General features: G+C 69.8%; 23 protein-coding genes. 13 read left to right on the top strand and 10 right to left on the bottom strand.

The window, feature by feature from the left end; genetic code table 11:
* Positions 1-469 precede the first annotated feature (469 nt).
* Complete coding sequence (locus tag ACQB60_RS10085) at positions 470-1,117, top strand: hypothetical protein (RefSeq protein WP_496925500.1); 648 nt, start codon at positions 470-472, stop codon at positions 1,115-1,117.
* Between the two features lie 95 nt (positions 1,118-1,212).
* Positions 1,213-2,322, top strand: a complete 1,110-nt coding sequence (locus ACQB60_RS10080; RefSeq protein ID WP_496925499.1) for a TRM11 family SAM-dependent methyltransferase — start codon at positions 1,213-1,215, stop codon at positions 2,320-2,322.
* A gap of 290 nt (positions 2,323-2,612) precedes the next feature.
* Here the strand turns inward: ACQB60_RS10080 and ACQB60_RS10075 are convergent, their stop codons facing one another.
* Together ACQB60_RS10075 and ACQB60_RS10070 are read right to left on the bottom strand one after the other, a co-directional pair.
* Positions 2,613-3,032 (bottom strand): hypothetical protein, encoded by a 420-nt coding sequence (locus tag ACQB60_RS10075; protein ID WP_496925498.1) that lies wholly within the window; start codon positions 3,030-3,032, stop codon positions 2,613-2,615.
* A 221-nt stretch (positions 3,033-3,253) separates the two neighbouring features.
* On the bottom strand, positions 3,254-5,449 hold the full coding sequence (locus tag ACQB60_RS10070) for a tetratricopeptide repeat protein (RefSeq protein WP_496925497.1): 2,196 nt from the start codon (positions 5,447-5,449) through the stop codon (positions 3,254-3,256).
* Between the two features lie 383 nt (positions 5,450-5,832).
* Between ACQB60_RS10070 and ACQB60_RS10065 the strand changes: the two genes are divergently transcribed.
* From ACQB60_RS10065 to ACQB60_RS10050, 4 genes are all read left to right on the top strand, one after another.
* Complete coding sequence (locus tag ACQB60_RS10065; protein ID WP_496925496.1) at positions 5,833-7,134, top strand: beta-ketoacyl-[acyl-carrier-protein] synthase family protein; 1,302 nt, start codon at positions 5,833-5,835, stop codon at positions 7,132-7,134.
* Between the two features lie 51 nt (positions 7,135-7,185).
* Positions 7,186-7,947, top strand: a complete 762-nt coding sequence (locus ACQB60_RS10060) for an ArsR/SmtB family transcription factor (protein WP_496925495.1) — start codon at positions 7,186-7,188, stop codon at positions 7,945-7,947.
* Between the two features lie 145 nt (positions 7,948-8,092).
* Positions 8,093-9,094 carry a DMT family transporter gene (locus ACQB60_RS10055; RefSeq protein ID WP_496925494.1) on the top strand — a complete coding sequence of 334 codons (1,002 nt, stop codon included), beginning with the start codon at positions 8,093-8,095 and terminating at the stop codon, positions 9,092-9,094.
* A 333-nt stretch (positions 9,095-9,427) separates the two neighbouring features.
* Positions 9,428-9,991 carry a hypothetical protein gene (locus ACQB60_RS10050; RefSeq protein ID WP_496925493.1) on the top strand — a complete coding sequence of 188 codons (564 nt, stop codon included), beginning with the start codon at positions 9,428-9,430 and terminating at the stop codon, positions 9,989-9,991.
* Between the two features lie 77 nt (positions 9,992-10,068).
* Here the strand turns inward: ACQB60_RS10050 and ACQB60_RS10045 are convergent, their stop codons facing one another.
* The 3 genes from ACQB60_RS10045 to ACQB60_RS10035 form a co-directional block, all read right to left on the bottom strand.
* A complete protein-coding gene (locus tag ACQB60_RS10045; RefSeq protein ID WP_496925492.1) occupies positions 10,069-11,229 on the bottom strand; it encodes an RNA polymerase sigma factor in 1,161 nt (386 codons plus the stop codon).
* On the bottom strand, positions 11,226-11,633 hold the full coding sequence (locus tag ACQB60_RS10040; RefSeq protein ID WP_496925491.1) for a YciI family protein: 408 nt from the start codon (positions 11,631-11,633) through the stop codon (positions 11,226-11,228). The genes ACQB60_RS10045 and ACQB60_RS10040 overlap by 4 nt, the downstream gene beginning before the upstream one ends.
* 81 nt (positions 11,634-11,714) lie before the next feature.
* Entirely contained in the window at positions 11,715-12,785 is a 1,071-nt protein-coding gene (locus ACQB60_RS10035) for a hypothetical protein (protein WP_496925490.1), read from the bottom strand.
* A 140-nt stretch (positions 12,786-12,925) separates the two neighbouring features.
* Here ACQB60_RS10035 and ACQB60_RS10030 point away from each other — a divergent pair, with 140 nt between their 5' ends.
* Complete coding sequence (locus tag ACQB60_RS10030) at positions 12,926-13,435, top strand: hypothetical protein (RefSeq protein WP_496925489.1); 510 nt, start codon at positions 12,926-12,928, stop codon at positions 13,433-13,435.
* 127 nt (positions 13,436-13,562) lie between these two features.
* Positions 13,563-14,474, top strand: coding sequence for a pentapeptide repeat-containing protein (locus tag ACQB60_RS10025; RefSeq protein WP_496925488.1), 912 nt, complete (start codon positions 13,563-13,565; stop codon positions 14,472-14,474).
* A gap of 112 nt (positions 14,475-14,586) precedes the next feature.
* Here ACQB60_RS10025 and ACQB60_RS10020 read toward each other — a convergent pair whose 3' ends face one another.
* Positions 14,587-14,820 carry a hypothetical protein gene (locus tag ACQB60_RS10020; protein ID WP_496925664.1) on the bottom strand — a complete coding sequence of 78 codons (234 nt, stop codon included), beginning with the start codon at positions 14,818-14,820 and terminating at the stop codon, positions 14,587-14,589.
* A 419-nt stretch (positions 14,821-15,239) separates the two neighbouring features.
* Entirely contained in the window at positions 15,240-16,262 is a 1,023-nt protein-coding gene (locus ACQB60_RS10015; RefSeq protein ID WP_496925487.1) for a GNAT family N-acetyltransferase, read from the bottom strand.
* Between the two features lie 169 nt (positions 16,263-16,431).
* Here ACQB60_RS10015 and ACQB60_RS10010 point away from each other — a divergent pair, with 169 nt between their 5' ends.
* The 4 genes from ACQB60_RS10010 (at position 16,432) to ACQB60_RS09995 (ending at position 18,216) form a co-directional block, all read left to right on the top strand.
* Positions 16,432-16,626 (top strand): hypothetical protein, encoded by a 195-nt coding sequence (locus ACQB60_RS10010; RefSeq protein WP_496925486.1) that lies wholly within the window; start codon positions 16,432-16,434, stop codon positions 16,624-16,626.
* Positions 16,623-16,826 (top strand): LexA family protein, encoded by a 204-nt coding sequence (locus tag ACQB60_RS10005; protein ID WP_496925485.1) that lies wholly within the window; start codon positions 16,623-16,625, stop codon positions 16,824-16,826. The genes ACQB60_RS10010 and ACQB60_RS10005 overlap by 4 nt, the downstream gene beginning before the upstream one ends.
* An 81-nt stretch (positions 16,827-16,907) precedes the next feature.
* On the top strand, positions 16,908-17,063 hold the full coding sequence (locus tag ACQB60_RS10000) for a hypothetical protein (RefSeq protein ID WP_496925484.1): 156 nt from the start codon (positions 16,908-16,910) through the stop codon (positions 17,061-17,063).
* A 328-nt stretch (positions 17,064-17,391) separates the two neighbouring features.
* Positions 17,392-18,216: a nucleotidyltransferase domain-containing protein gene (locus ACQB60_RS09995; protein ID WP_496925483.1), complete on the top strand. Its 825-nt coding sequence runs from the start codon at positions 17,392-17,394 to the stop codon at positions 18,214-18,216.
* Positions 18,217-18,274: 58 nt separating this feature from the next.
* Here the strand turns inward: ACQB60_RS09995 and ACQB60_RS09990 are convergent, their stop codons facing one another.
* Genes ACQB60_RS09990 through ACQB60_RS09980 form a run of 3 tightly spaced genes read right to left on the bottom strand, consistent with a single transcriptional unit; the run spans position 18,275 to position 19,929 of the window.
* Complete coding sequence (locus tag ACQB60_RS09990) at positions 18,275-18,463, bottom strand: hypothetical protein (protein ID WP_496925482.1); 189 nt, start codon at positions 18,461-18,463, stop codon at positions 18,275-18,277.
* Positions 18,464-18,520: 57 nt separating this feature from the next.
* Positions 18,521-19,171 carry a DUF7691 family protein gene (locus ACQB60_RS09985; protein ID WP_496925481.1) on the bottom strand — a complete coding sequence of 217 codons (651 nt, stop codon included), beginning with the start codon at positions 19,169-19,171 and terminating at the stop codon, positions 18,521-18,523.
* A gap of 59 nt (positions 19,172-19,230) precedes the next feature.
* Positions 19,231-19,929 (bottom strand): IclR family transcriptional regulator, encoded by a 699-nt coding sequence (locus ACQB60_RS09980; protein WP_496925480.1) that lies wholly within the window; start codon positions 19,927-19,929, stop codon positions 19,231-19,233.
* 165 nt (positions 19,930-20,094) lie between these two features.
* Here ACQB60_RS09980 and stsA point away from each other — a divergent pair, with 165 nt between their 5' ends.
* On the top strand, positions 20,095-20,232 hold the full coding sequence (stsA, locus tag ACQB60_RS09975; protein WP_496925479.1) for a StsA family sactipeptide RiPP: 138 nt from the start codon (positions 20,095-20,097) through the stop codon (positions 20,230-20,232).
* The last annotated feature ends 110 nt before the right edge of the window (positions 20,233-20,342 follow it).

The raw sequence follows: 20,342 nt of genomic DNA, 5'->3' as shown, positions 1-20,342 counted from the left end.
CCACTCACGTCTCGTAGCGCATCGAACATCCTCTCCCATAAGACGTTGCAAGCGCAACACAGTTGAGGGCGGTGGCGTGATCCGCTCGACGACTGTCTCTGTAGGCGAGACGGGAGGCGCTGCCGTGCCCCGTTTCATCTGCAGTCGAGCACTTTGACGGGCGTGAAGGTGCTGAGCGCCGAGCGGTAGCGGAAGCCGGTTGTGGCCGAATCAGTGCGCCTCAACCACGGTGGACGCATAGTGATCCCGTACCAGAGGCAAACGACCCGGCGACAGCGAAGACGCGCGCTCTCTCCCGCCCCCTACGGCCGAGGTGAGTGCGGGCGACGGCTCAGCGGGCAGGCCAGTGCTCGCCCGGTGACACTTTCCGGGAGCGCGATCCCTATTACCTGGTGTCAGCACGAGGCGGATCCCGAGCCCGAGGGCCCCGCCCATGTCTCTCCCGCCTTCCCAGTCCTCCGCTCACCCCTTGCCGACCGCCATCTGGCTGCCTGAGGCAGGCCAGCAGGCCGCTGGCCCCGATCGCGACCAAGTCCTCCCTGACTGGGCCCTCGACAAGATCCGCACCGAGTTCACCCAGGATCGCGGCCCCGGCCCATGCTCCGGCCCCGATCACGCCCCTGCCCCTCTGCTGAGGATCTCGATCCACGACACCGCACCCGGCATGGATGCCCGCACCCCGTGCACGACCTACCCCGAACCCGACACCCCCGACGGCCCCATCTCCGCCACCAGCACCGCACCGGTCCTGGTCGCCGAACTCCACCCGAACGCCCTCCCCACCCCCGAACCGACGCCTGACACCGGCTGCACGAAGACGCCCGGGACAGGGGAGGACGACTGGCCCGGCTTCTTCCACCGAGCCCACCACCTCCTCCCCAACGACGGCCTGCTCCTCCTCGCCACCCGTCAACACCGCGAAGCCGGAGTACTCACCGACCCGTTGGGCACCCTCATCGCCTGCGCACGCACCGCCGGGTTCCGCTACCTCCAGCACATCGTGATCGCACACGCTCACGCCGTCGGCGACAAGCTCATGCCGTCCCCGCCTGCCGACGCCGCACCCGGGGTCATCCACAGCGACCTGATCGTGCTCTCCGCGATCCACCACGGCTGAGCCCCACCCGCCTGAGCACCATCCGCCTGAACCCCACCCACCCGAGCCCCACCCGACCGAACGGCCAAGCACCCAGGACCAAGGAGACCCCGCACATGCCCTGCTGCCCCGCCTCGGTGTGGAACACCGCCCCCACCCCCGCCCGCCTCCAACGCGGCGACCGCTATGTCCCAGGCTCCGCCGACCACCCCGCCAAAATGCTCCCCGCCCTGGCCGCCCACGCCATCACCACCTACACCAGGCCCGGCGACCTGGTCCTGGACCCGATGTGCGGCATCGGCACCACCCTCGTCGAGGCCCTCCACCTCGGCCGCAACGCCCTGGGCGTCGAATACGAACCCCGCTGGGCCAAACTCGCCCGCGACAACGTCATCCACACCATGGCCGCCCCCACCCGCGCCCGCCGCAACGACTGCGGCAAGCACGACGACACATCCCCCATCACCAGCAGCACCAGCAATAGCACCAGCACCAGCACAGGTATCCGCACCAGCAGCACCGGCATCGGCCTCATCGGCTGCGGCGACGCCCGCCACCTCACCGACCTCTTCGACGACCGCCACCTGGGCAAAGTCGACCTCGTCGTCACCTCACCCCCATACGGCTCCTCCGTCCACGGCCAGGTCCGCTCCACCCGCGAGAGCGGCGAACGCGGCGTGACCAAGACCCACTACCGCTACAGCCACGACCCCACCAACCTCGCCCACGTCTCCACCGACCAACTCCTCAACGCCTTCACCGAGATCCTCGCCCAATGCCGCCTCATGCTGCGCCCCGGCGGCACCGTCGTCGTCAGCACCCGGCCCTGGCGCGAACGCGGGGAACTCATCGACCTGCCCTCCGCCGTCCTGGCCGCAGGACGATCCGCCGGACTCACTCCCACCGAACGCTGCGTCGCCCTGCTCGCCGGGATCCGCGACAGCCAACTCGTCACCCGCCCCTCGTTCTTCCAGATGAAGAACGTCCGTGACGCCCGCCGCCGAGGCGTCCCCCTCTCGGTGATCCAGCACGAGGACGTACTCGTCTTCACCAAGCCCACCCCGCACGACAGTCCCGGCAGCACCTTCGGACCCGCCTTCGCGACAACGGCTCCGCACTGCACGACGCGCACCTGCCACAAACCGCACACCACAGCCACCTACCGCTCCCGCACCTGCGCCCGTGCCCGCGCATGCGTCAACGAATGCCTCCGCCACGGAGGATGAGCTGCGGATCGAGATCGGCAGCCTGCGCATGGGCGACGCCGAGCATGGCGTGATGGACGCCGCCGCCCTTGAGTTCAAAATGCCGAGCAGAGAGATGATCTGGAGCATCGTCGCTCTCGTCCGTCAGTAAGCCGAGAGCAGTCGAACCCGAGCCTCAAGCCGGAGCCCCCTAGCGCCGCCCGCGGTGTAGCCCGGCGGTCATCCTGCGCCGCGCGGTGGCTACCAACTTGCTTAAGCAGCGCCGGTTCAGCCCGGGGAAGGGGTTTGTCTGCGGCTGATCCGGCATGGGGTCATGTACGGAGCCTGAGGCGCCGGTCGAGCTGACTGCGCAGACGGGCAGAAGCTCCACGAAGAGCCCCGAGTTCTCGTACTTCTGCCGCCGCGAGTTCCGTCCGTCCTGCCAGCGCGAGCACCGCGGCATAGGGCCGCTCGCCCTCGGCGAGCTTCGCCACCACGGCGTCACGGACGGCTCGCAGCACTGTGCGGTCCGCACGGGGATGCTCGGCCAGCAGGCGAAGGAGCCTGTTGTCGTTCCAGGCACTGTCCTGAGCCGTGCTCAGTTCCAGCAGAGTGTCGGGCGCCGTAGCGGAGTTGGCGGCCAGTGCGTGCCAGACGAAGGGGTACGGGCAACGCGCGAGTCGATGCAGGACGGCGCTGTTGTTCTCGGCACGCGCCAGTTCGAGGTGGTCGGCAGGCGTATGCACGGGCATGGCCCCTCAGGATCGTCGGGGCGATCATCCTGCCATCAGGGCTTCGCCCGAAGGGAGGGATATCCGGCAGGCTGGACATCATCACGTGGAGCAGCACTGCCACGGCCTGTGCATCACGACGAGCCGCATCCGGGGCCCACTGATGCGGTGCTCCAGATGTCGGGCGCCCGGCACCCGCCCGTGTGCGGGTCGTCGGAACTCCCGGCATTCTGATCGGACTTCTAGCGCACTCGGCGCGAACGCAACTCCGCCAGCTCGGCACGCGCCTCCCGCGTATCGGGGTGGTCCGACCCGAAGCAGCGGTCACGCACCACCAGAACCGCCTCGAACTCCTCCAGAGCCTCGGCCCAACGACCGCACTCCACGGCGTAGATGGCCCACTGCCACCGAGCCCTGAGGGCATACGGGTGTTCGTCTCCGTAGACGCGTACGAGGTCCGGCAGGCAGGCGCCCAAGACCTCCAGCGCGACGGCGTGGTCGCCGGTCTGGGCCAGGAAATCGGCGATGCGGCAGCGGGTTTCCAGCGTGTTGGTGTGGTCCGGGCTCAGATGTGCCTCTTCGGCAGCGAGAACCTCGCGAGCCTGACGCAGCGCTTCTACGGGGTCCCCCATGTCCGCCACGACCCTGGCGATCACCCGGCGGGTGTCGAGCGTATTCAGCGCCGTGGGACCCAGATAAGTCTCCCGGTCAGCGAGTAGGGCGCGGAACTGCTCCAAGGCGCCCTCAAGGTCCCCGCGGCGGCGTGTGCAGGAGGCGATGTTGTGCCGGAGGGCGTGCAAGTACTCGTCGCCTGGCGGAAGCAGTGCCTCTTGCTCCGCAAGAAGCTCCCTGAAGGCTGCCTCCGCCTCGGCATGTCTGCCCATGAGCATGGTGTAGAAGGCGATCTGGTGGCGCAGCGACGTGTGGTGGGGTGGAAGGTCGTCGCCGGGTGATGCTTCTTGTCGCTCCAGCTCTTGCGACAACAGCGCGATGGCCTCGGCATAGCGGCGTCGGTCCGCCAGGGCGGAGGCCCGGGAGAAGACGTCGTCGACGATGCCTGCGTCGACGGCCTGATGAAACGTCTTGCGCTGATACCAGTACGCCTTGCCGGCGATGAGGGACGCCTGGTCCGCACTGGCATGGCTGATCGCGATGTCCCAGGTCTCCGCCGGGACGGACGCCTGGCCGGGCTGGTCCATGAGGTAGTCGAAAGCCCTGAAACGGGGTTCCTGGAGGTCGGGTCCTGACGGGACGATCAGGCTGCTCGCCCCGTGCACGGGCTGCAGCGCCCACCGCCAGGCTTCCTCCAACGGCTCCGGGCGCAACGCGTGACCTCCCCGCGCCGCCAGGTAGTGGTGGTGCAGCTCCTCCAGCAACTCCCGTGGGACCGGATCGTCGAGACCGACGCGGCGGCAGTCGACGGCCGCCGCCACCAGGGCCGCCGCCCGGGGATGGGCACCCGCCTCCCACGCCGTGCGCCAGTCCCGCAGTAACTCCGGGCCTGCCGTGAGGACTTCAGCCAGCCCGAAGGAGTGCGTCCGGTGGAGCGCCAAGGCGATACGGGGATCGTCACTGAACGACGACGCGGCCCCCAGCTCCTCCGGTGACCAGATCCTGTTGAGGTACAAGGTGTGCGCGCTCTTGAGGACATGGCGGCTCGCGCGCCACGCTGCTCGGTCGCCTTCATTGACGGCCGGTTCGCTGCGAGCCGTGAAGTGCTGGTACTCGAACGAGCGGATCGTGGCCAGCACCACGGTCCCTGGACGGTCCGCCAGTTCGGCCAGGATCTGGGGCGAGAAGCCGTCGCTGCCGAGGAAGCGTTCGAGGTCGTCCAGCCACAGTACGGCCGGTTCGGTGCGCTGAGACACGTACGCCGCGAGCGGTCCGACTCCGCTGCGATCGGCCGGTACCGCGAGGAGATGTGAGCGGAGGACGGATCGCATGGCTTCGAACGCGGCACGCGATTTGCCCGCGGTGGACTCGCCCACGATCAGGACGAACGCCTCGCGGGCGATCGCCGCCCGTAGCGCCGTGTCGATCTCGCGGGGGACGTAGGCGGGGAGCCCACGCGGTGTCGCCGGCGCCGGCGGCGACGGCGACGGCGACTGTGACAGCGACCCGGCCTCCTGTGCGGTACGTGCCGGATGCACACCCAGCCGGACGGCGTCACCCATGTCCGCCACCAGCGGCAGGAGACCACCCGACCCCGGTACGGCGGTCGACGCCGCCACCCGCTCTCGTTCCGCCACCGAGCGTTCGAGCCACCTCTGTATCCGGCCGCCGAGAAACACCGTGCATGCGCTGACCGCTCCGCCCGCTGACACGGCCCAGACAGCGGGCAGCCACACGGCAGCGATCAATGCGCTCCCCACCCCCAGCGCACCGCACAGGGCGAGTGCCGCCCATGCGCCGATGTGCCGCCATGACCTCTGGTTCAAGCAACACCCCCGCTTCGCACCACGTACCGTTCCTCGCTTTTACCGCAGGACCGAGACACCGGGAAGGGGCAGGAGAGGCAGGGCAGGGCCCGGGAGGGGCCAGGAGGCCGACCAAATGGCAAGACTTGGATGTTCGCCATACGGACATGGCGATCGCATTGGCTGCGCATGGAATGGATCGCGCGGATTGTGATCGAAGTGCGAATCGCCGTCGGGTCTCCTCCGTCAACTCGCCTCAAGTGAAGGGGAGTTGGAGCCTTGTGGGGTGCCGGTTTCGTGTCTGGTGCTCATCGAGAGGAATTGTTCACCGATCTCCCTCGATCTCCGCCGGTGCTATCGTCTTAAATGCCCGCGTTTGTCCCGTTTACCGACTAGGACGCGCCATGTCAGAAGCGAGCGTCGCCCGCGGTCACGGCACCCGCGTCGTCGTCACCGGAATCGGCCTCATCACCCCGCTCGGCGGCACCGCGTCCGCCACCTGGGACGGCTTCATATCCGGCATGAACGGTGCGGTGGCCCTGGGGGAGGGCTTCGACGATCTCCCCATCTCCATTGCGGCCCCCGCCGCCCTCGACCCCTTCGACGTACTGCCGCGCGCTCAGGCGCGGACGATGAACCGCAGCACGCAATTCGCCGTGATCGCCGCCCGGGAGGCGTGGAGCGACGCGGGTCTGGACCGGCTGGACCAGGAGGCTGTCGATCCCGACCGCCTCGGGGTGAGCGTGGGCACCATCATCGGCGGCGCGCCCGTCTTCGCCGATGCCAGTCATGTACTGCGCGACAAGGGGCCCCGTCGGGTGTCGCCGCACACGGCGCCCATGACGGTTCCGAACGAAGGTGCCGCCCGGATCGCCATCGACCTGGGCGTACGGGGCGAGGCCCGCACCGTCGTCAGCGCGTGTGCGTCGGGCTCTGAGGCGATCGGGCAGGCCATCGACCGGATCCGGCTGGGCCACGTCGACGTGGTGATCGCCGGTGGGACCGAGGCGTGCATCAACCGGACGATCATGGCTGCCTTCGCCTCCATGCGGGCCCTGTCGCCCGGAGCGGACGGGCCTAAGCGTGCATCGCGCCCCTTCGACAGGGACCGGGACGGATTCGTACTGGGCGAGGGGGCCGGGCTTCTCGTCCTTGAGTCCGAGGAGCATGCTCGGCGCCGGGGTGCACGCGTCTATTGCGAAGCGGCGGGGTGGGGTATTTCGGCCGACGCCCATCACATGACGGCGCCTAGGCCCGACGGCTCCGGTGTGCTGGCGGCGTTGCGGAAGGCCCTGGCCGATGCCGGTGCCACCGTGGGCGACGTCGCCCACGTCAACGCGCACGCCACCGCCACTCCGCAAGGAGACCTGGCCGAAGCGGTCGCCCTGCGCGCGCTGCTGGGCGACCAGGGTGCACGCGACGTGCCCGTCACGGCGCCGAAGGGCGCGATCGGGCATCTGCAGGGTGCGGCGGGAGGGGTCGAGGCCGGGCTCGCGGTACTCACCGCCCATCATGAGCTGATTCCGCCGACCGTCGGCCTCGAGCACCCCGACGACGACCTCGGCCTGGACGTCGTCACCGGCAACCCGCGCCCGCTTCCCTCGGACCGCGACATCCTGCTCAGCAACTCCTTCGGCTTCGGCGGACACAACGCCGTGCTGGCCTTCCGTCGTCTCCGTGACGGGAACGGGCGCGGCAGTTCGTGAAAATCGTCGAACTATTCGGTGAATGGCGAAGTGATGGGTCATCCTGCAGGCATGGATACCGCCCCCAAGGCTCCCCAGGCCCGCCCGGCTCCGCAGGTCGATGCGGGGGAGCCCGCGCCGCCAGCCGCTCGTCTCGCCGCGCTCGCCGCCGCGCTCGCCGACGAGACCCGAGCGGCCATCTGCATGGCACTCCTTGAAGGACGGGTCTGGACGGCGGGCGAGCTGGGGCGGATCGCCGACGTCGCGCCGTCCACCGTCAGCGGGCATCTGGCGAAGCTGGGCGCCGCGGGGATCTGCGTGACCGAGCGGCAGGGGCGGCGCGTTCACGTCCGTATCGCCGATGCAGCCACCGCGCGGCTGGTCGACGGCCTCGCCTCGCACGCCGTTCCCGGCCGGGACGCCGCGCACGCGACGCCGGTGGTGTCCGCGACCGACCCACTGGCCCGTGCCCGTACCTGTTACGACCACTTCGCGGGGCGTCTCGGTCTGGCGGTGACCGATGCCTTGGAGGCGCGTCAACTCCTGCGTACGGACGGAGTGTTCGAGCTTACGGAGGAGGGGCGGGGCTGGTTCGCCGAGGTGGGGGTCGATCTTGGCGGTACTGGGCGGCGGCCCGTGGCCAGCTCGTGTCTGGACTGGACCGAGCGCCGCCGCCACTTCGGAGGAGTGGCCGCTGCCCGTCTGTGTGCTCGGGCTCTGCAACTGGAGTGGGTCGTACGGCCGGTGGAGGGCGGCCGGGGGCTCGTGGTCACTGATGCCGGTGAGCGGGCCCTTGAGCGGCTGCTGGGGATCAACGCGAGTGCGTGGGCGTGACGGTGGTGCGCAGTGGATGTCCGGGTGCGGTGGCGGTGGCGGTGGCAGTGGCAGGAGGTTGAGGTGGAGGTCGAGGCGATGGTGGCGGCGTACGCCTTCAATATTTCGGTAGACGCCGAAATGAATCGCTCCTAGAGTGGCCGCCATGCGATCCCGATCCCGTCTGGCTGCCTTCTCACCTGCCGCGCTCACCATCGGCGCCGTGTGTTTCACCGTGTTCGCCTGGGCCTCCGCCTTCGTGTCGATCCGGAGCGCCGGTGCCGCCTTCTCACCCGGAGCGCTGGCCCTCGGACGGCTTGCCGCCGCGTCCGTCGTGCTGATCGTGCTCGTGCTGATCCGGCGTGAAGGGCTGCCGCCGCGCGAGGCGTGGCGGGGGATCGTCGTGTCCGGCGTGGTCTGGTTCGGCGGCTACATGGTTGCCCTCAACTGGGGTGAGCGCCTGGTCGACGCGGGCACCGCCGCTCTCCTCGTGAACATCGGGCCGATCCTCATGGCCCTGCTCGCGGCCCGGCTGCTGGGCGAGGCGCTGCCGCCCCGGCTGATAGCGGGAATGGCCGTGTCCTTTGGCGGCGCGGTGGTGGTCGGGCTGTCGATGTCGGCCGGATCCTCGGAGTCCTCGGGCTCAACTCCCTTGCTGGGCGTCGTGTTGTGCGTGCTCGCGGCCGTGGCGTACGCGATCGGTGTGGTCGCGCAGAAGCCCGCTCTCTCCTACGGAACGCCGCTGCAGGTCACCGCGTTCAGCTGCCTCGTCGGTACGATCGCGTGCCTGCCGTTCGCGGGGCAGCTGGTGACGGAGCTGCCCGAGGCCGGGGCCTCGGCCACGCTGAACATGGTGTACCTCGGCGTGGTGCCGACCGCTCTCGCCTTCACCACGTGGAGCTACGCCCTGGCCCGCACACCCGCCGGAAAGATGGGCGCGACGACGTACGCCGTCCCGGCCATCGTGGTGGTGCTCAGCTGGGTGTTCCTGGACGAGGTGCCGGCCTGGCTGACGCTGTTGGGCGGGCTGCTGTGCCTGGCGGGTGTGGCCGTCTCCCGGTCGCGGTCCCGGACGGAGCGTCGTGGCGGTGAGGGCGGGGTGGAGGCTGATGTCGCGGTGGAGACCGATGTCGTGGTGGACAGGGAGCAGGCGGGTGCCGGGTCCTGACGCGGCGCGAGGGGTGCTCGCTGTGGTGCGGGTGAGGGTGCGGGGCCGTCCGACTGCGGGGGTGCCTGGGAGGCTGGGGGAGGGGAGGACAGTTCCTGCCGCGTGAACTCAGGCTTCTCTGCCCGCGGATTCCTCAACTACGGCCGGAGCGGCGTCGGTTACGCCTCGATCGTCTGCCCTGCGGAGATTGCGGATCCGGAACGGACAGCAGCGCCACCGGAAGGTCGAGCGCCACCGACGCCGGCTGCAGCCAGTACGGCAGCAGCGCGACCGACCGAAACCGTGCCGTCGGCACGGGGAAGGCGGCAGTCCACGGCGAGGGGGGGAGGTGCAGTGGACTACCGCGAGTTCGACATTAGGGATCCGTGCCCGCGCACGACATTGGCTCTTCGGGCCATGCCTGGCAGGGCAATGCCCGAAGGGGCAAGCGGGCAGGGAGTGCAGGGGGAGGTAGTGGACACTTCGTGCGACGATCGCGCGGCGGAGAGAGCAGCGGAGAGGCCCGGGTCGTCGTTCCGGCGGCGTCTGCTGATCGAGTCACTGACGCTGTTGGCAGCTGATGCTGCCGCCCAGACGGCCTGGCTGGACGCGTATGGCGTCGCGACGGACGAGATCGCCCTGGATTTCGACCACGCATTCGGCATGACCGAAGGACTGGTGGCTGGGGCAGGGGCAGGGGCAGAGGGGCAACTCGACCAGGGCGTCATGGCTGACCTGCGCGAGATCGATGCGCTTCTCGGCGAGATGAGCGGTGCAGAGAACGCCGACCGCTGGACGAGAGCCGCCCTGTCTGCCGACGCGGGGTGGAGCCGGGCCCGCGAGTTGGCCCGACGTGTTCTCGTCGCGGAACTCGGTGAATGGAACGTGGCTCTGTCGGAGATCTGCGTTATTCGGTGACGGGATCCGTGTGCGGCGGACGGCCCGCGCTCCGCTGCCCATGGCGCCGCCTACGGGTCCACCGACGAACCCATCACTCAACCGCGCAACTGCGCGTTGAGCCGGGCCGCCTGGCGCGTGAGGTGGTCGCGTTCGGGGATGTTGGGCGCTGTCCGGGCGGCCTGGGCGTAGAGCTGTGCCGCCGTCGCTCGATCGCCATCGCGCTCGTGCAGGTAGGCGGCGACGGCCGCGTGCCGGGGCAGGGCGGGGTCGAGTTCCGCGAGCGCCGCCAGGCCGGCGCGCGGGCCGTCGGCCTCGCCCACCGCGACGGCCCGGTTGAGGCGGGCCACCGGGCTGTCGGTGAGCCGCACCAACTCGTCGTACCACTCGACGATCTGCACCCAGTCGGTCTCCTCGGCCCGCTGGGCGTCGCCGTGGAGCGCGGCGATGGCCGCCTGGGCCTGGAACTCGCCCAGGCGGTCACGGGCAAGCGCGGCCTGGAGCAACTCGACGCCCTCAGCGATCAGTTGGGTGTTCCACAGGGTGCGGTCCTGTTCGGCGAGCGGGACGAGGCTGCCGTCGGGGGCGGTCCGGGCCGGGCGCCGTGCGTGATGGAGCAGCATGAGCGCCAGCAGGCCCGCGACCTCCTCGTGGTCGGTCATGGCGGCCAGTTGACGGGTGAGGCGGATGGCCTCGGCGGCGAGGTCGACGTCGCCGGAGTAACCCTCGTTGAAGACCAGGTAGAGCACGCGCAGCACCGTGGCGACGTCACCGGCCTTGTCGAACCGGACGCCGGAGACGGTCCGCTTGGCCCTGCTGATCCGCTGGGCCATGGTCGCCTCCGGCACCAGGTACGCCTGCGCGATCTGCCGCGTGGTGAGACCGCCGACCGCGCGCAGCGTGAGCGCGACGGCCGAGGCCGGGGTGAGGGAGGGGTGCGCGCACAGGAAGTAGAGGTGAAGCGTGTCGTCCACCGTCTCGCCCGGGCCGGGCGGGGGCTCGGCCTCGACTCGCTCCTCGCGCCGCTGCCGGGAGGCGTCGGCGCGGACGGCGTCGAGGAACTTGCGCCAGGCCACCGTGATCAGCCAGCCCTTGGGGTCGCGGGGTTCCTGGTCCGGCCATCCGCGCACGGCCTCGACCAGGGCGTCCTGCACGGCGTCCTCGGCCGCCGCGAAGTCGGCTCCGCGGCGGACGAGAACACCGATCACCTCGGGTACCAGCTCTCTCAGCGCCGGTTCCCTCAGCAGCGGCTCGTTCATTCGGCGGTCGGGCAGTGCTCGCCGTACATCGGGCGCACCTCGAGCCACTCGTGGATCGGCTTGCCGCCCGCGCCCGGAGCCGCGGACAGTTCACCGGCCAGCTCGATCGCGCGCTCGTAGGTCTCCACGTCGATCACCATCCACCCGGCGATCAGGTCCTTGGTCTCCGCGAACGGGCCGTCGGTGACCGGCGGCCGCCCCTCACCGTCGTAGCGGACGAACGTGCCCTCAGGGGAGAGCGCCTGGCTCTCGACGAACTCGCCGTTCTTCTCGATCCGGGCGGCGAAGTCGTTCATGTACTTCACGTGGGCCGTGACCTCCTCCGGTTCCCACTGGTCCATCGGCACGTCGTTGACCGATGCTGGCGCGCCTCGGTAGTGCTTGAGCAGCAGGTACTTGGCCATCGTCTTCTCCTTGGTGAGGTGCGGCCATTGTGGCCGTGTTCGCTGCTGGGACGGAGCCGGGCGCGAGTTCTCGACTTCCCCTCACGAATTTTCTTGAGGGATTTCCTGACGGACGTCGTGGGGCGGCCGCAGGCGGTCGTGGAGCGCCGCGAAGGCCGTGCACGTGAGGGGGAGGGCCACGGCCGCGGTGAGCAGGATGCCCACGATGACGGGCGCGAGGATGCCGGCGTAGTACGCGGCGAAGAAGTTGCCCGTGGCCTGCTGGAGGAAGGTCCGTACGAGGGGGCGCAGCGGCAGGGCGAGCAGTGTGACCAGCCAGACCGCCCCGGCGGTGAGCGCGGCCAGGGGCAGGGCGAGGGCGAGGACCCGGGGCATTCCGGTGCGCGTCCACGTCAGTGACCAGGAACGGCGCAGGGCCGCGAGAGGACCGAGGCCGTCGGCCACGGCGGCCGGGGCGAGGGCGAGCGCGAGGCGCAGCAGCACGGCGACGAACACGGCAGCCGCGGGGGAGGCCGCGACGAGTGCGTAGGACCACGAGCCGCGTTCCAGGGGCTGCGGGGTGTCGAGCTGGTCGCCGGTGAGACGGTGCGCCACGGCTGCGGCGAGCAGTGGCAGGGTCCATACGATCAGGCCGCGCAGCGCGTAGACGGTGAGTGCCGGTCGTAGCCACGAAAGGCGTGCGAGGCGCGAGAGGCGCGCGGCACGGGACCGGCCCTGGTCCCGGTCCCCACCCCGGCCCCGGCCCTGGCGTTGGCCCTGGTCCGCTTGGGAGGGCGGTCCTTGAGCCCCCGCTGCGACCGCCCGGGAGCACACAGCCTGCAGGATCGCGCTTCCGGTGCCGAGGAGGAGCAGGAAGAGCGGGAGCGTCCAGACGGCGACCAGCGCCAGGTCGGTGTGGTCGTGCAGGTAGGGGTCCTCTAGCTGGTGGTACCGGATGCGTTCGTTTCGCATGTGGGTGAAGACGGGCCAGGCGAGCGCGAATATCGTGGCTGTCATCAGCAGCCCGGCCAGTCCGGAGAGGCCGACGACGCGTGCCGTCGCACCCGTCAGAGCGCCCCGGTGCTGCCGCAGGGCGGCGAACGCGGTGGTGGCGACGTCGCGTTCCGGGTGCCCGCCCGGGGGTGGTGCCGTGCGGTCGTGCTGTGCGGGCATGGGGGGGAGCCTTCTGTACGTTCCGGGTTCTGCGGCCGGTCCAGGTAGGGACGTTGGGTGGATAGTGCACGGTTCTTTGGGTGGCGGGGAGGGGGCAGCCGATGAGTCACGATGCTGCGCAACACGAGAAGATGGCGGCCATGCAGCGCATCGAGTTCCTGAACTACCCCATCGGCGAAAAGGCGCCGGACCTTCTCGAGTGGGGCGTCCGCATCGACGGCACTGATCTACGCGTGTACGTCGCCGATGCCACCCGCGACCTCTGGCGTCGGGAACGCGACGGCGAGGATGAGGACTTGGACGAGGAGGAGCGCTTCCTGCTCCATCAGCACGGAGGCATCACCCTGTCCGAGATGGGGGACCCCGCACCCCATTTTCTGGGCGACCCTGCCCCGGAATTCGTTGACCCCTCCACCGGCGCCACTCCGGTTCTGGGTTGTTCGTGCGGTCTCTGGGGGTGCTGGCCCCTTCTCACCACCATCACCACGACTCCTGAAACCGTCACTTGGTCCTCGTTCCGGCAGCCCTTCCGTAAGGAGTGGGGGGAGCTTCCCGTGGGGCCCTACGTCTTCGCCCGCCCTGCCTATGAGGCCGCGCTCGCAGATCCGGTTCGCCTCTCTGCGGACCCGCTGCGAGCACTGATTCCGTAACCTTCGGCCAGAACAGGGCCGACAACCAGCTCCCCCTGCGCGCGACCGCCGCCAGGCTCCGACACCGGACCGCCGAGTGACCTCACCTTCCCCGCACCCTCCCACCAGCGGCTCCACCCCGAGAGGCGTGGACGCAGAGGGGGCCTCCGCCCTGACGCACGGCGCGGCACGCGAGGTGCTCGTGGCACCGGTCGACGCGGAGGCGGCTGCTGTCTTCGCAGAGTGGGCCGCCGCCGGTGCCGACGTCACCTTGGATGCCACCTATCTGGACTGGTCAGGGGCTGATCTGTCCGGCGCCGATCTGTCCAGTGCGCTGTTCTGCCCGTCGACGGCTCGTGGCGCCGTACTGCGGGAAGCATGCCTGTACCGGGCGAATCTCGGCTGGGCGGACCTCACCGGCGCGGTGCTGACCGGTGCCTGCCTGGTCAAGGCCGAGCTGACGGAATCGGTGCTGCGCGACGCGGACTTGACCCGAGCCGACCTCGGCAGCGCCGACCTGTACGCGGTCGACGCCCGCGGGACCCGGATGGCGGCGGCGCGCCTCGACGGTGCCTCGCTGCTGGGCGCCACCCGGCTGGAGGGTGCCGACCTGCGAGGGGTCAGCGTGGCCCGGACCAGCTTCGACGTGGTCCTCGACGAGCACACCCAGCTTCAGGGTATGCACGGCAGCGTCTATGGGCCTGCATTCGTCGCCGAGGAAGACGGGCGCCGTGAACTCGCCGGGTTGGCCCTGGAGTTGTGGCTGGCCGAGCACGGGGCGACGGTAGAAGTCCTCAACTCCCCGGCGGACACCACGACGTACTACGCCCGTATCGGAGACGGATTCTCGCGCAGTCATCCGGCAGGGATCGTGCGCCGCCGCAGGGCCGGAACCTTCGTTCGCGACGACGCCTTCACCCGCAATCTGCGCTGGGAGGAGACGGAGTACCTGCGCCGCCACTACCTCGGCCACAACGATGACGATCACGTCGAGATCACCCCCGAGGAAGCCGACGCCTTCGTCCGCCACATCACCCGCAAGCTCGGACCGGAGAACTGACCGGCGCACGCGGCCGGTGAGGCGATGCCCGCCCCCCCGCGGAGCACCCGTAACCCACGTGGCACCCCGCAACTCACGGGGCGCCCCACGAGCTCTGCCCGTTCCCACAGCATCAGTAGTGCCCCGTACGAAGGCTGCACGCGGCGCCGCGCGCCAGCGCAGCGGTGGCTTCGGCGCTGGACGGCCACGACTGGATCGCCTGCAGCCGAAGGTCAGTTGACGGATCGTCCAGGACCTCGGCCAGCGGGTCGAGGGCGGCCGGGTCGGCCGTGTCGCCCAGGGCCATGGCCGCGGAGACATGGACCGTGGCACTGTCCGCTCCCCATCGCTGGGTGTGGCGATCTATTTCTTGATCGCGAACTTGCGCCGCCCTCCGTCGTGACCTGCGCGGCGACGTCCATGGCCGTGCCCGTCAGCTGCGGATGGACCACGGTGCCGCCGGTGGACGCATGGGCCTTCGCCGTGTCCGAGCCGGGCAGGCCGATCTTGATCTGCGTGCCGGTGGGGTCCGTCACCGTCAGCTTCCCGGCGCTGGTGGCGGGCAGATCCACCCGGGTGCCCGAGTCATCCGCGGTCAGGGCGCGGCGCTTGTGACCTTGTGCACGAGTGCGGCTGGGTGCCGTTGTCGCGAGGGTCGCTCCGGCGATAAGGGCGGCGATGGTCGAGATCGCCGCTCCAGCCGGTCGGCCGGAGCGCGCCAACTTTGCAGCCCATCCGTCAGGGAGGACCCGGCCGAACAGGGCTTCACCGCAAGGGAGTTGAGCGCTACAGCGGCCGGGCATAGGTGACGAACTCTCTGTCGACGGTGAACCCTGACTTCTCGTACAGGCCCAGAGCCCCCGACGGGTTGACCGTGTCCACCGTCAGAGAGGCCGAGTCGTAGCCCTCGGCCGCCATTCCCGCGAGTGCGTCGGCGAGCAGTGCGGGTGCCGCTCCGCGGCCGCGGTGGGCGCGGCGGGTGCCCAACAGGTCGATGTGGCAGTCCCGTTTGCCCTTCGCCGCCGTGTCTGCCGCGCTCTCGCTGGCGAGCAGGAACGCCGCCACTTCCTCGCCCTTGCCCTGGCCTTGGCCCTTGTCCTGGCTCTGGCCCTCGTCCTCGTTCTCGTCCGCGATCAGCAGCCGGGACTGCGCGGGGCGGAACGACCGCGACGCGATGAGGTGGTGGTGCCAGTCGTGCGTGTCCACCTCCGCGAAGTCCCAGTGGTCGCGGAAGGCGTCATTGTGGGCGGCTCGGGCGGCCTCGCTGTACTCGGTGCTGAAGGGGAGAATCCGGGTGCCTTCGGGGGTGGGGCGCGGTGCGGGGCGGTCGGTGTGGAGCGGGTGGGTCATGTCGAACCACCAGCGGCACGGCGTGAAGCCGCAGTGCTCGGTCAGCTTCCGGAGCCCCTCGTTCGTGGACTTGCCGGTGATCAGCAACTCCGCGGGCAGCGCGGACAGATGAGGGTCCTGCGCGTGGAGCTTGCGCGCGCGGGCGTCCAGCCAGTCCACCAGGCGGGCTCCGAGTCCCCGGCGTCGCCAGTCCGGATGCACCGCGGCCTCGCCGCCGTAGCGTGCCGCGTCCACCGCGCCGTGGGGTGTGTGGATGCGCGCGTAGGCCACCATGCTCGGCCCGTCCCACAGGGTGGTGGTGTCCCGGTCCAGGTCCAGTTTGGGATCGTCCAGCGACTCGGTGAGATCGACGGCGTCCACGTGGTCGCCGGTCCGGTCGACGGCCTCGACCGCGCGGTGCAGCTCCAGCCAGGCCGGTATGTCCTCCCTGGAGAGGGGGCGCGCCTTGAGTGATGCCATGCCCCGGAGGGCGTCTGGCCTCGATGTTTCCGTCATCTCTCGATGGTCGTACACGGCCGTGGATCTCGCTGGGTCGGTCGCGCCGGGGCGCGGCACGACACGGGAACCGGCCTCGGTGCTCTGTGCGGCGACTTGCCGAAGAAATCGAACACGTGCTCTAGTCGGAGTCATGGGGCACACCATCACCGATGACCTCGTACGGACGCAGCGCGCGTGGACGGAGACCTACCGGCAGCTGGCGGCGCAGCCCGGACGCACCGTGCTGCGCCGCCGCCTCCTCTGCCTGTCGCGAGCACTGGCCGAAGAGCGGTTGAGCCCGACGGAGCGCATGGAGCTGCGGCGCCTTGCGCGGGAGGGTCGGTGACCGAGCGGCAGGAGCAGATCGTGCGGTGCATCAGGAAGTGGGTGGAAGACAATGGCGAGCCCCCGACGCTCGGAGAGATCGCGGTCTACGTCGGACTGTCCAGCCGGTCGTCCGTGCACTACCAGTTGAAGCGACTCGAGGAGCAAGGTGTTGTGGTGCGGGACGAGCGTCGCTGGCGGGCGTATCGGCTCGCGAGCTGATCAGTGCGGCGAGAGGGTGTGTGTATGGCGCCTGTGATAGTTGTGCATCGCCCGTCTCCCAGCGGCGGGCGCCGGGTCACCGTGGACGGCGCGATCCTCGGTCTCGCGCGCGCCGACCGTGACTTGATCGAATTCTTGCGTCGGGCCGGGCTGGAGAACGCCGAAGAGCTGGTGTTCGGGGATTCGCCGCTCATTCACTGGCGGGGCGGTCATGCGCACGAGTACGAGGCGGCCTAGCGGGCCGTATTCCGTACCGTGTTTCGTGCGGTACAGTTGATCTTGAGCGGGTCGCCGGAACTCCCGGTGCCTGACTGTGCGTTGGTCGTCCAAGGAAAGACGCCCCGCTTCCTGCGGGGAAATGCAGGTGCAAGGCCTGCCCAGCGCTCCGATCTCGGCCCCATCCCGTTTCTGCGGGGTGGGGCCGATGTGCGTCTGGGTATGTGCGTCCGGATATGTGCGTCCGGTTGTGCGTCTGGATGCGTGCCTGGGTGTGTGTCTGAGGGTGGGGCGGTAGGTCCAAGGGGTCCGGCGCGCTCCGCGAGCTCCGGGTGGAACACTGGTGGCCATGACTGATCATGTCCTGCGGTCCGCAGTCGAGAGGTTGCGGGAGGCCGGTCTGCCCACGACCGATCTGTCCCCCGTCCTCGCGGAGCAGAGCCATCCGCTGGTCTTCGCCACCGTCTCCGGCGCTCACCTCTACGGCTTCCCGTCGCGGGACTCCGACGTCGACCTGTGCGGCGCCCATCTGCTGCCCGTCGCCGACCTGATCGGCCTGCGGGAACCGGAGGAGACCCGGACGCAGATGGGCGACCGCGACGGCGTCGAGATGGATCTCGTCACGCACGACCTGCGCAAGTTCGTCCGGCTGATGCTGCGCCGCAACGGCTACGTCCTCGAACAGCTCCTGTCCCCGCTGGTCGTGCACACCACCGCCCTCCACACCGAGCTCGCCGCGCTCGCACCCGCCGTGCTCACACGCCACCACGCCCACCACTACCGGGGCTTCGCCACGACCCAGTGGCGACTCTTCGGTAAGCAGGGGGAGTTGAAGCCGCTGCTCTACACCCTGCGCGTGCTGCTCACCGGTATCCACCTGATGCGCAGCGGCGAGCTCGTCGCCCACCTGCCCTCGCTGACCGGGCTGGTCAGCGAGGCCCCGCCCTACACGGGCGAGCTGGTTGCGGCGAAGACGGAGGCCGAGCACGGGCCCGTACCGGACGTGGTCGACGCTGCGCGGCTGGAGGCTGATGTCGCAGCTCTGCGTGCCGTGCTCGATGCCGCCCAGGACGCCTCGCCCCTCCCGGAGAGTCCGGACGCGTCCGTGTACGACGCCCTGCACGACCTCCTCGTCCGGGCGCGGGCAGGCTCAACTGAACGCGTTGAAGCGTGAGTTGAACATGGACATCCAGAACGCCGTCCCCGCGGCCTCGGCCCGCTCTCCCGTGGGCTCACGGTCCGAAGGGGCCCGCGTTCTGCCTCGCCGCGTTCGACTCGCCCAGACCTTGGGCGAGTGACTGCTCCGCTGCCCCGCGCTCCAGCGCCCCGCGTTCCCCCGAGCCGCTCCTGCGCCGCAGGACGACCAAGCACGCCCCGATCGCCACTGCCAGCACGATCACCGTGCACACGATGATGGTCATTTCCTCGTCCCCGTTTCTCTGGCGGAACCGTCCTGTGGACGGTGCTCATGTACCTGGTCAGCCTACGATCGAGAAGAAGATCGTGTCCTGCGAGTACCAGTCCAGGTGCTGGCTGTCCTGCCACTCGTCGTGTTCGAAGTCCAGGCGCTCGATGAGCTGGTTCAGGTCGTACCGGAAGTCGGGGTCGATCCGGTCGAGCACCGCGCGGTAGGCATCGGCCGCGGGCTTGGCCTTGGACAGGGGCCAGCGGCCTATCTCCGGGTAGCCGTCCATGGGGCTGGGGATGCGGAAGGGGATCTGCTCGGGCGGGCCGGCGTACAGGAAGTCATGGGGGAGGAGGTCGGTGGGTACGCCCGCGCCTGCCAGTTCCTTGTCCAGCAGGCCGAAGAAGGTGGATGGGCTGGAGTAGCTGCCCAGGGTGTAGGGGTCCGAGGCGTTGCGGTCGATGATGAGCTGCAGCGCGGTGTAGTAGGCGTTGCCCGCGCATTCGGCGTCCGAGTCGGCCCGTCCTGCGATCAGGTCCTCCAGCGCGTCGGGGACGGACAGGCCCCAGTCGACCTCCTGGCGGTCGAGGTCGTCCTGCTTCGCGCGTGCGAGCCTGCGCATGTTTCCCAGGCGGCGCTCCTCGTCCGCCGTGAGGTCCTTGGCGCCGAGGAAGCGCAGGACGTCGGCCTGGTCGGCGGTGCTGAAGTTGATGACTTTGCTCATGTGCGTATGGTGCCAAGCGGCACTGACAGTGCCGGGCTCGGCCGGTCGGCGCCCGGTCCCTAGCGGCGGCGCAGTCCCGTACTGATGGCGCGTGCCGTCTGCTGGACCGCCTGCGTCAGCTTCGTGATGTCGTACGCGGGCGTGACCATCGCGCAGAGGGCGCCCACGACTTGGTGGTGAGCCGTGGTCACAGGGGTGGCCACGCAGGACACTCCGGCGATCAAGTCCTCGCGGTCCAGGGCGACTTGTGCGTCCCGGATGGTGCGCGCCTCGCGGGGCCAGAGTGCGGGGAGCGGGTCCAGTGGCAGTGTGGGTGGTGCCGTTGCGACCAGGAGTTTCCCTGCGGCCGTGGTCCAGGGCCAGGTCGCGCCGGGGCGCAGCGGGGCCAGCTCGTTGACCATGCCGGGGATGCCCATCGCCGCCAGGGTGCGGCCCTCACTCAGCACGCAGAGGCCGACCGTGGCCTCCGTCGCGGCCGCGAGGCGCCGCATCGGTCCGGCCGCCGCCGGGCGCAGCCGCGGGTGGGGCTGCCAGCCCTGGCCGAGCCGGAAGACGCGTGGCCCGACGCGGTAGCGGCAGTCGCGGTGTTCCACGGCGCCGAGTTCGGCCAACTGCTCCAGGAGACGGTACGCGGTGGTCTTGGGGAGGCCGGCGGCGGTCGCCAGGGCCGAGAGGCCGGCCTCCTCCGTCTCCTCCAGGGCGTCCAGCAGGGCGAAGGCACCTTCGAGGACTCCGCGGCCGCCGGTCGGTCGGGCCATCTTCACGCCCCTCTCCGTCACGGGGGACAAGTCCAGCACACCACGATAAGTAGCCACTAAACGTGATCTCGGTCCGCTCAGCGGAACAGCCGTCGCCCGGCCCGGTGAGCCCTGGCTAGCTTGAGCGCTGCCTGATTCGGGATCGGACGAAAAGAGGTAAGCGTCATGGAAAGCGCCACTTGGGTCGAACCGGAGCTTCTTCCGGTCGAGTTCCATGTCGAGCAGAAGTGTCAGTGCGGTTGCCAGGGCGGGGCCGGTGGCGGCTCCGGCAATGCCGAGGACGAGACCGAGATCGAGTTCTAGGCACATCGAGTTCTAGGCGCATCGAGTTCTAGATGCGTCGAGTTCTGAGGCACATCGAGTTCTGACGTACGGCTCGATGACGTCACGGCACCGAGGGGCAGGGTCCGGTG

It is taken from the genome of Streptomyces odontotermitis, assembly GCF_050510915.1.
In the GTDB taxonomy this organism is placed as follows: Bacteria; Actinomycetota; Actinomycetes; order Streptomycetales; family Streptomycetaceae; genus Streptomyces.
The sequence above is the reverse complement of the archived record's forward strand: the minus strand, read 5'-3'. Positions and strand labels throughout refer to the sequence as shown.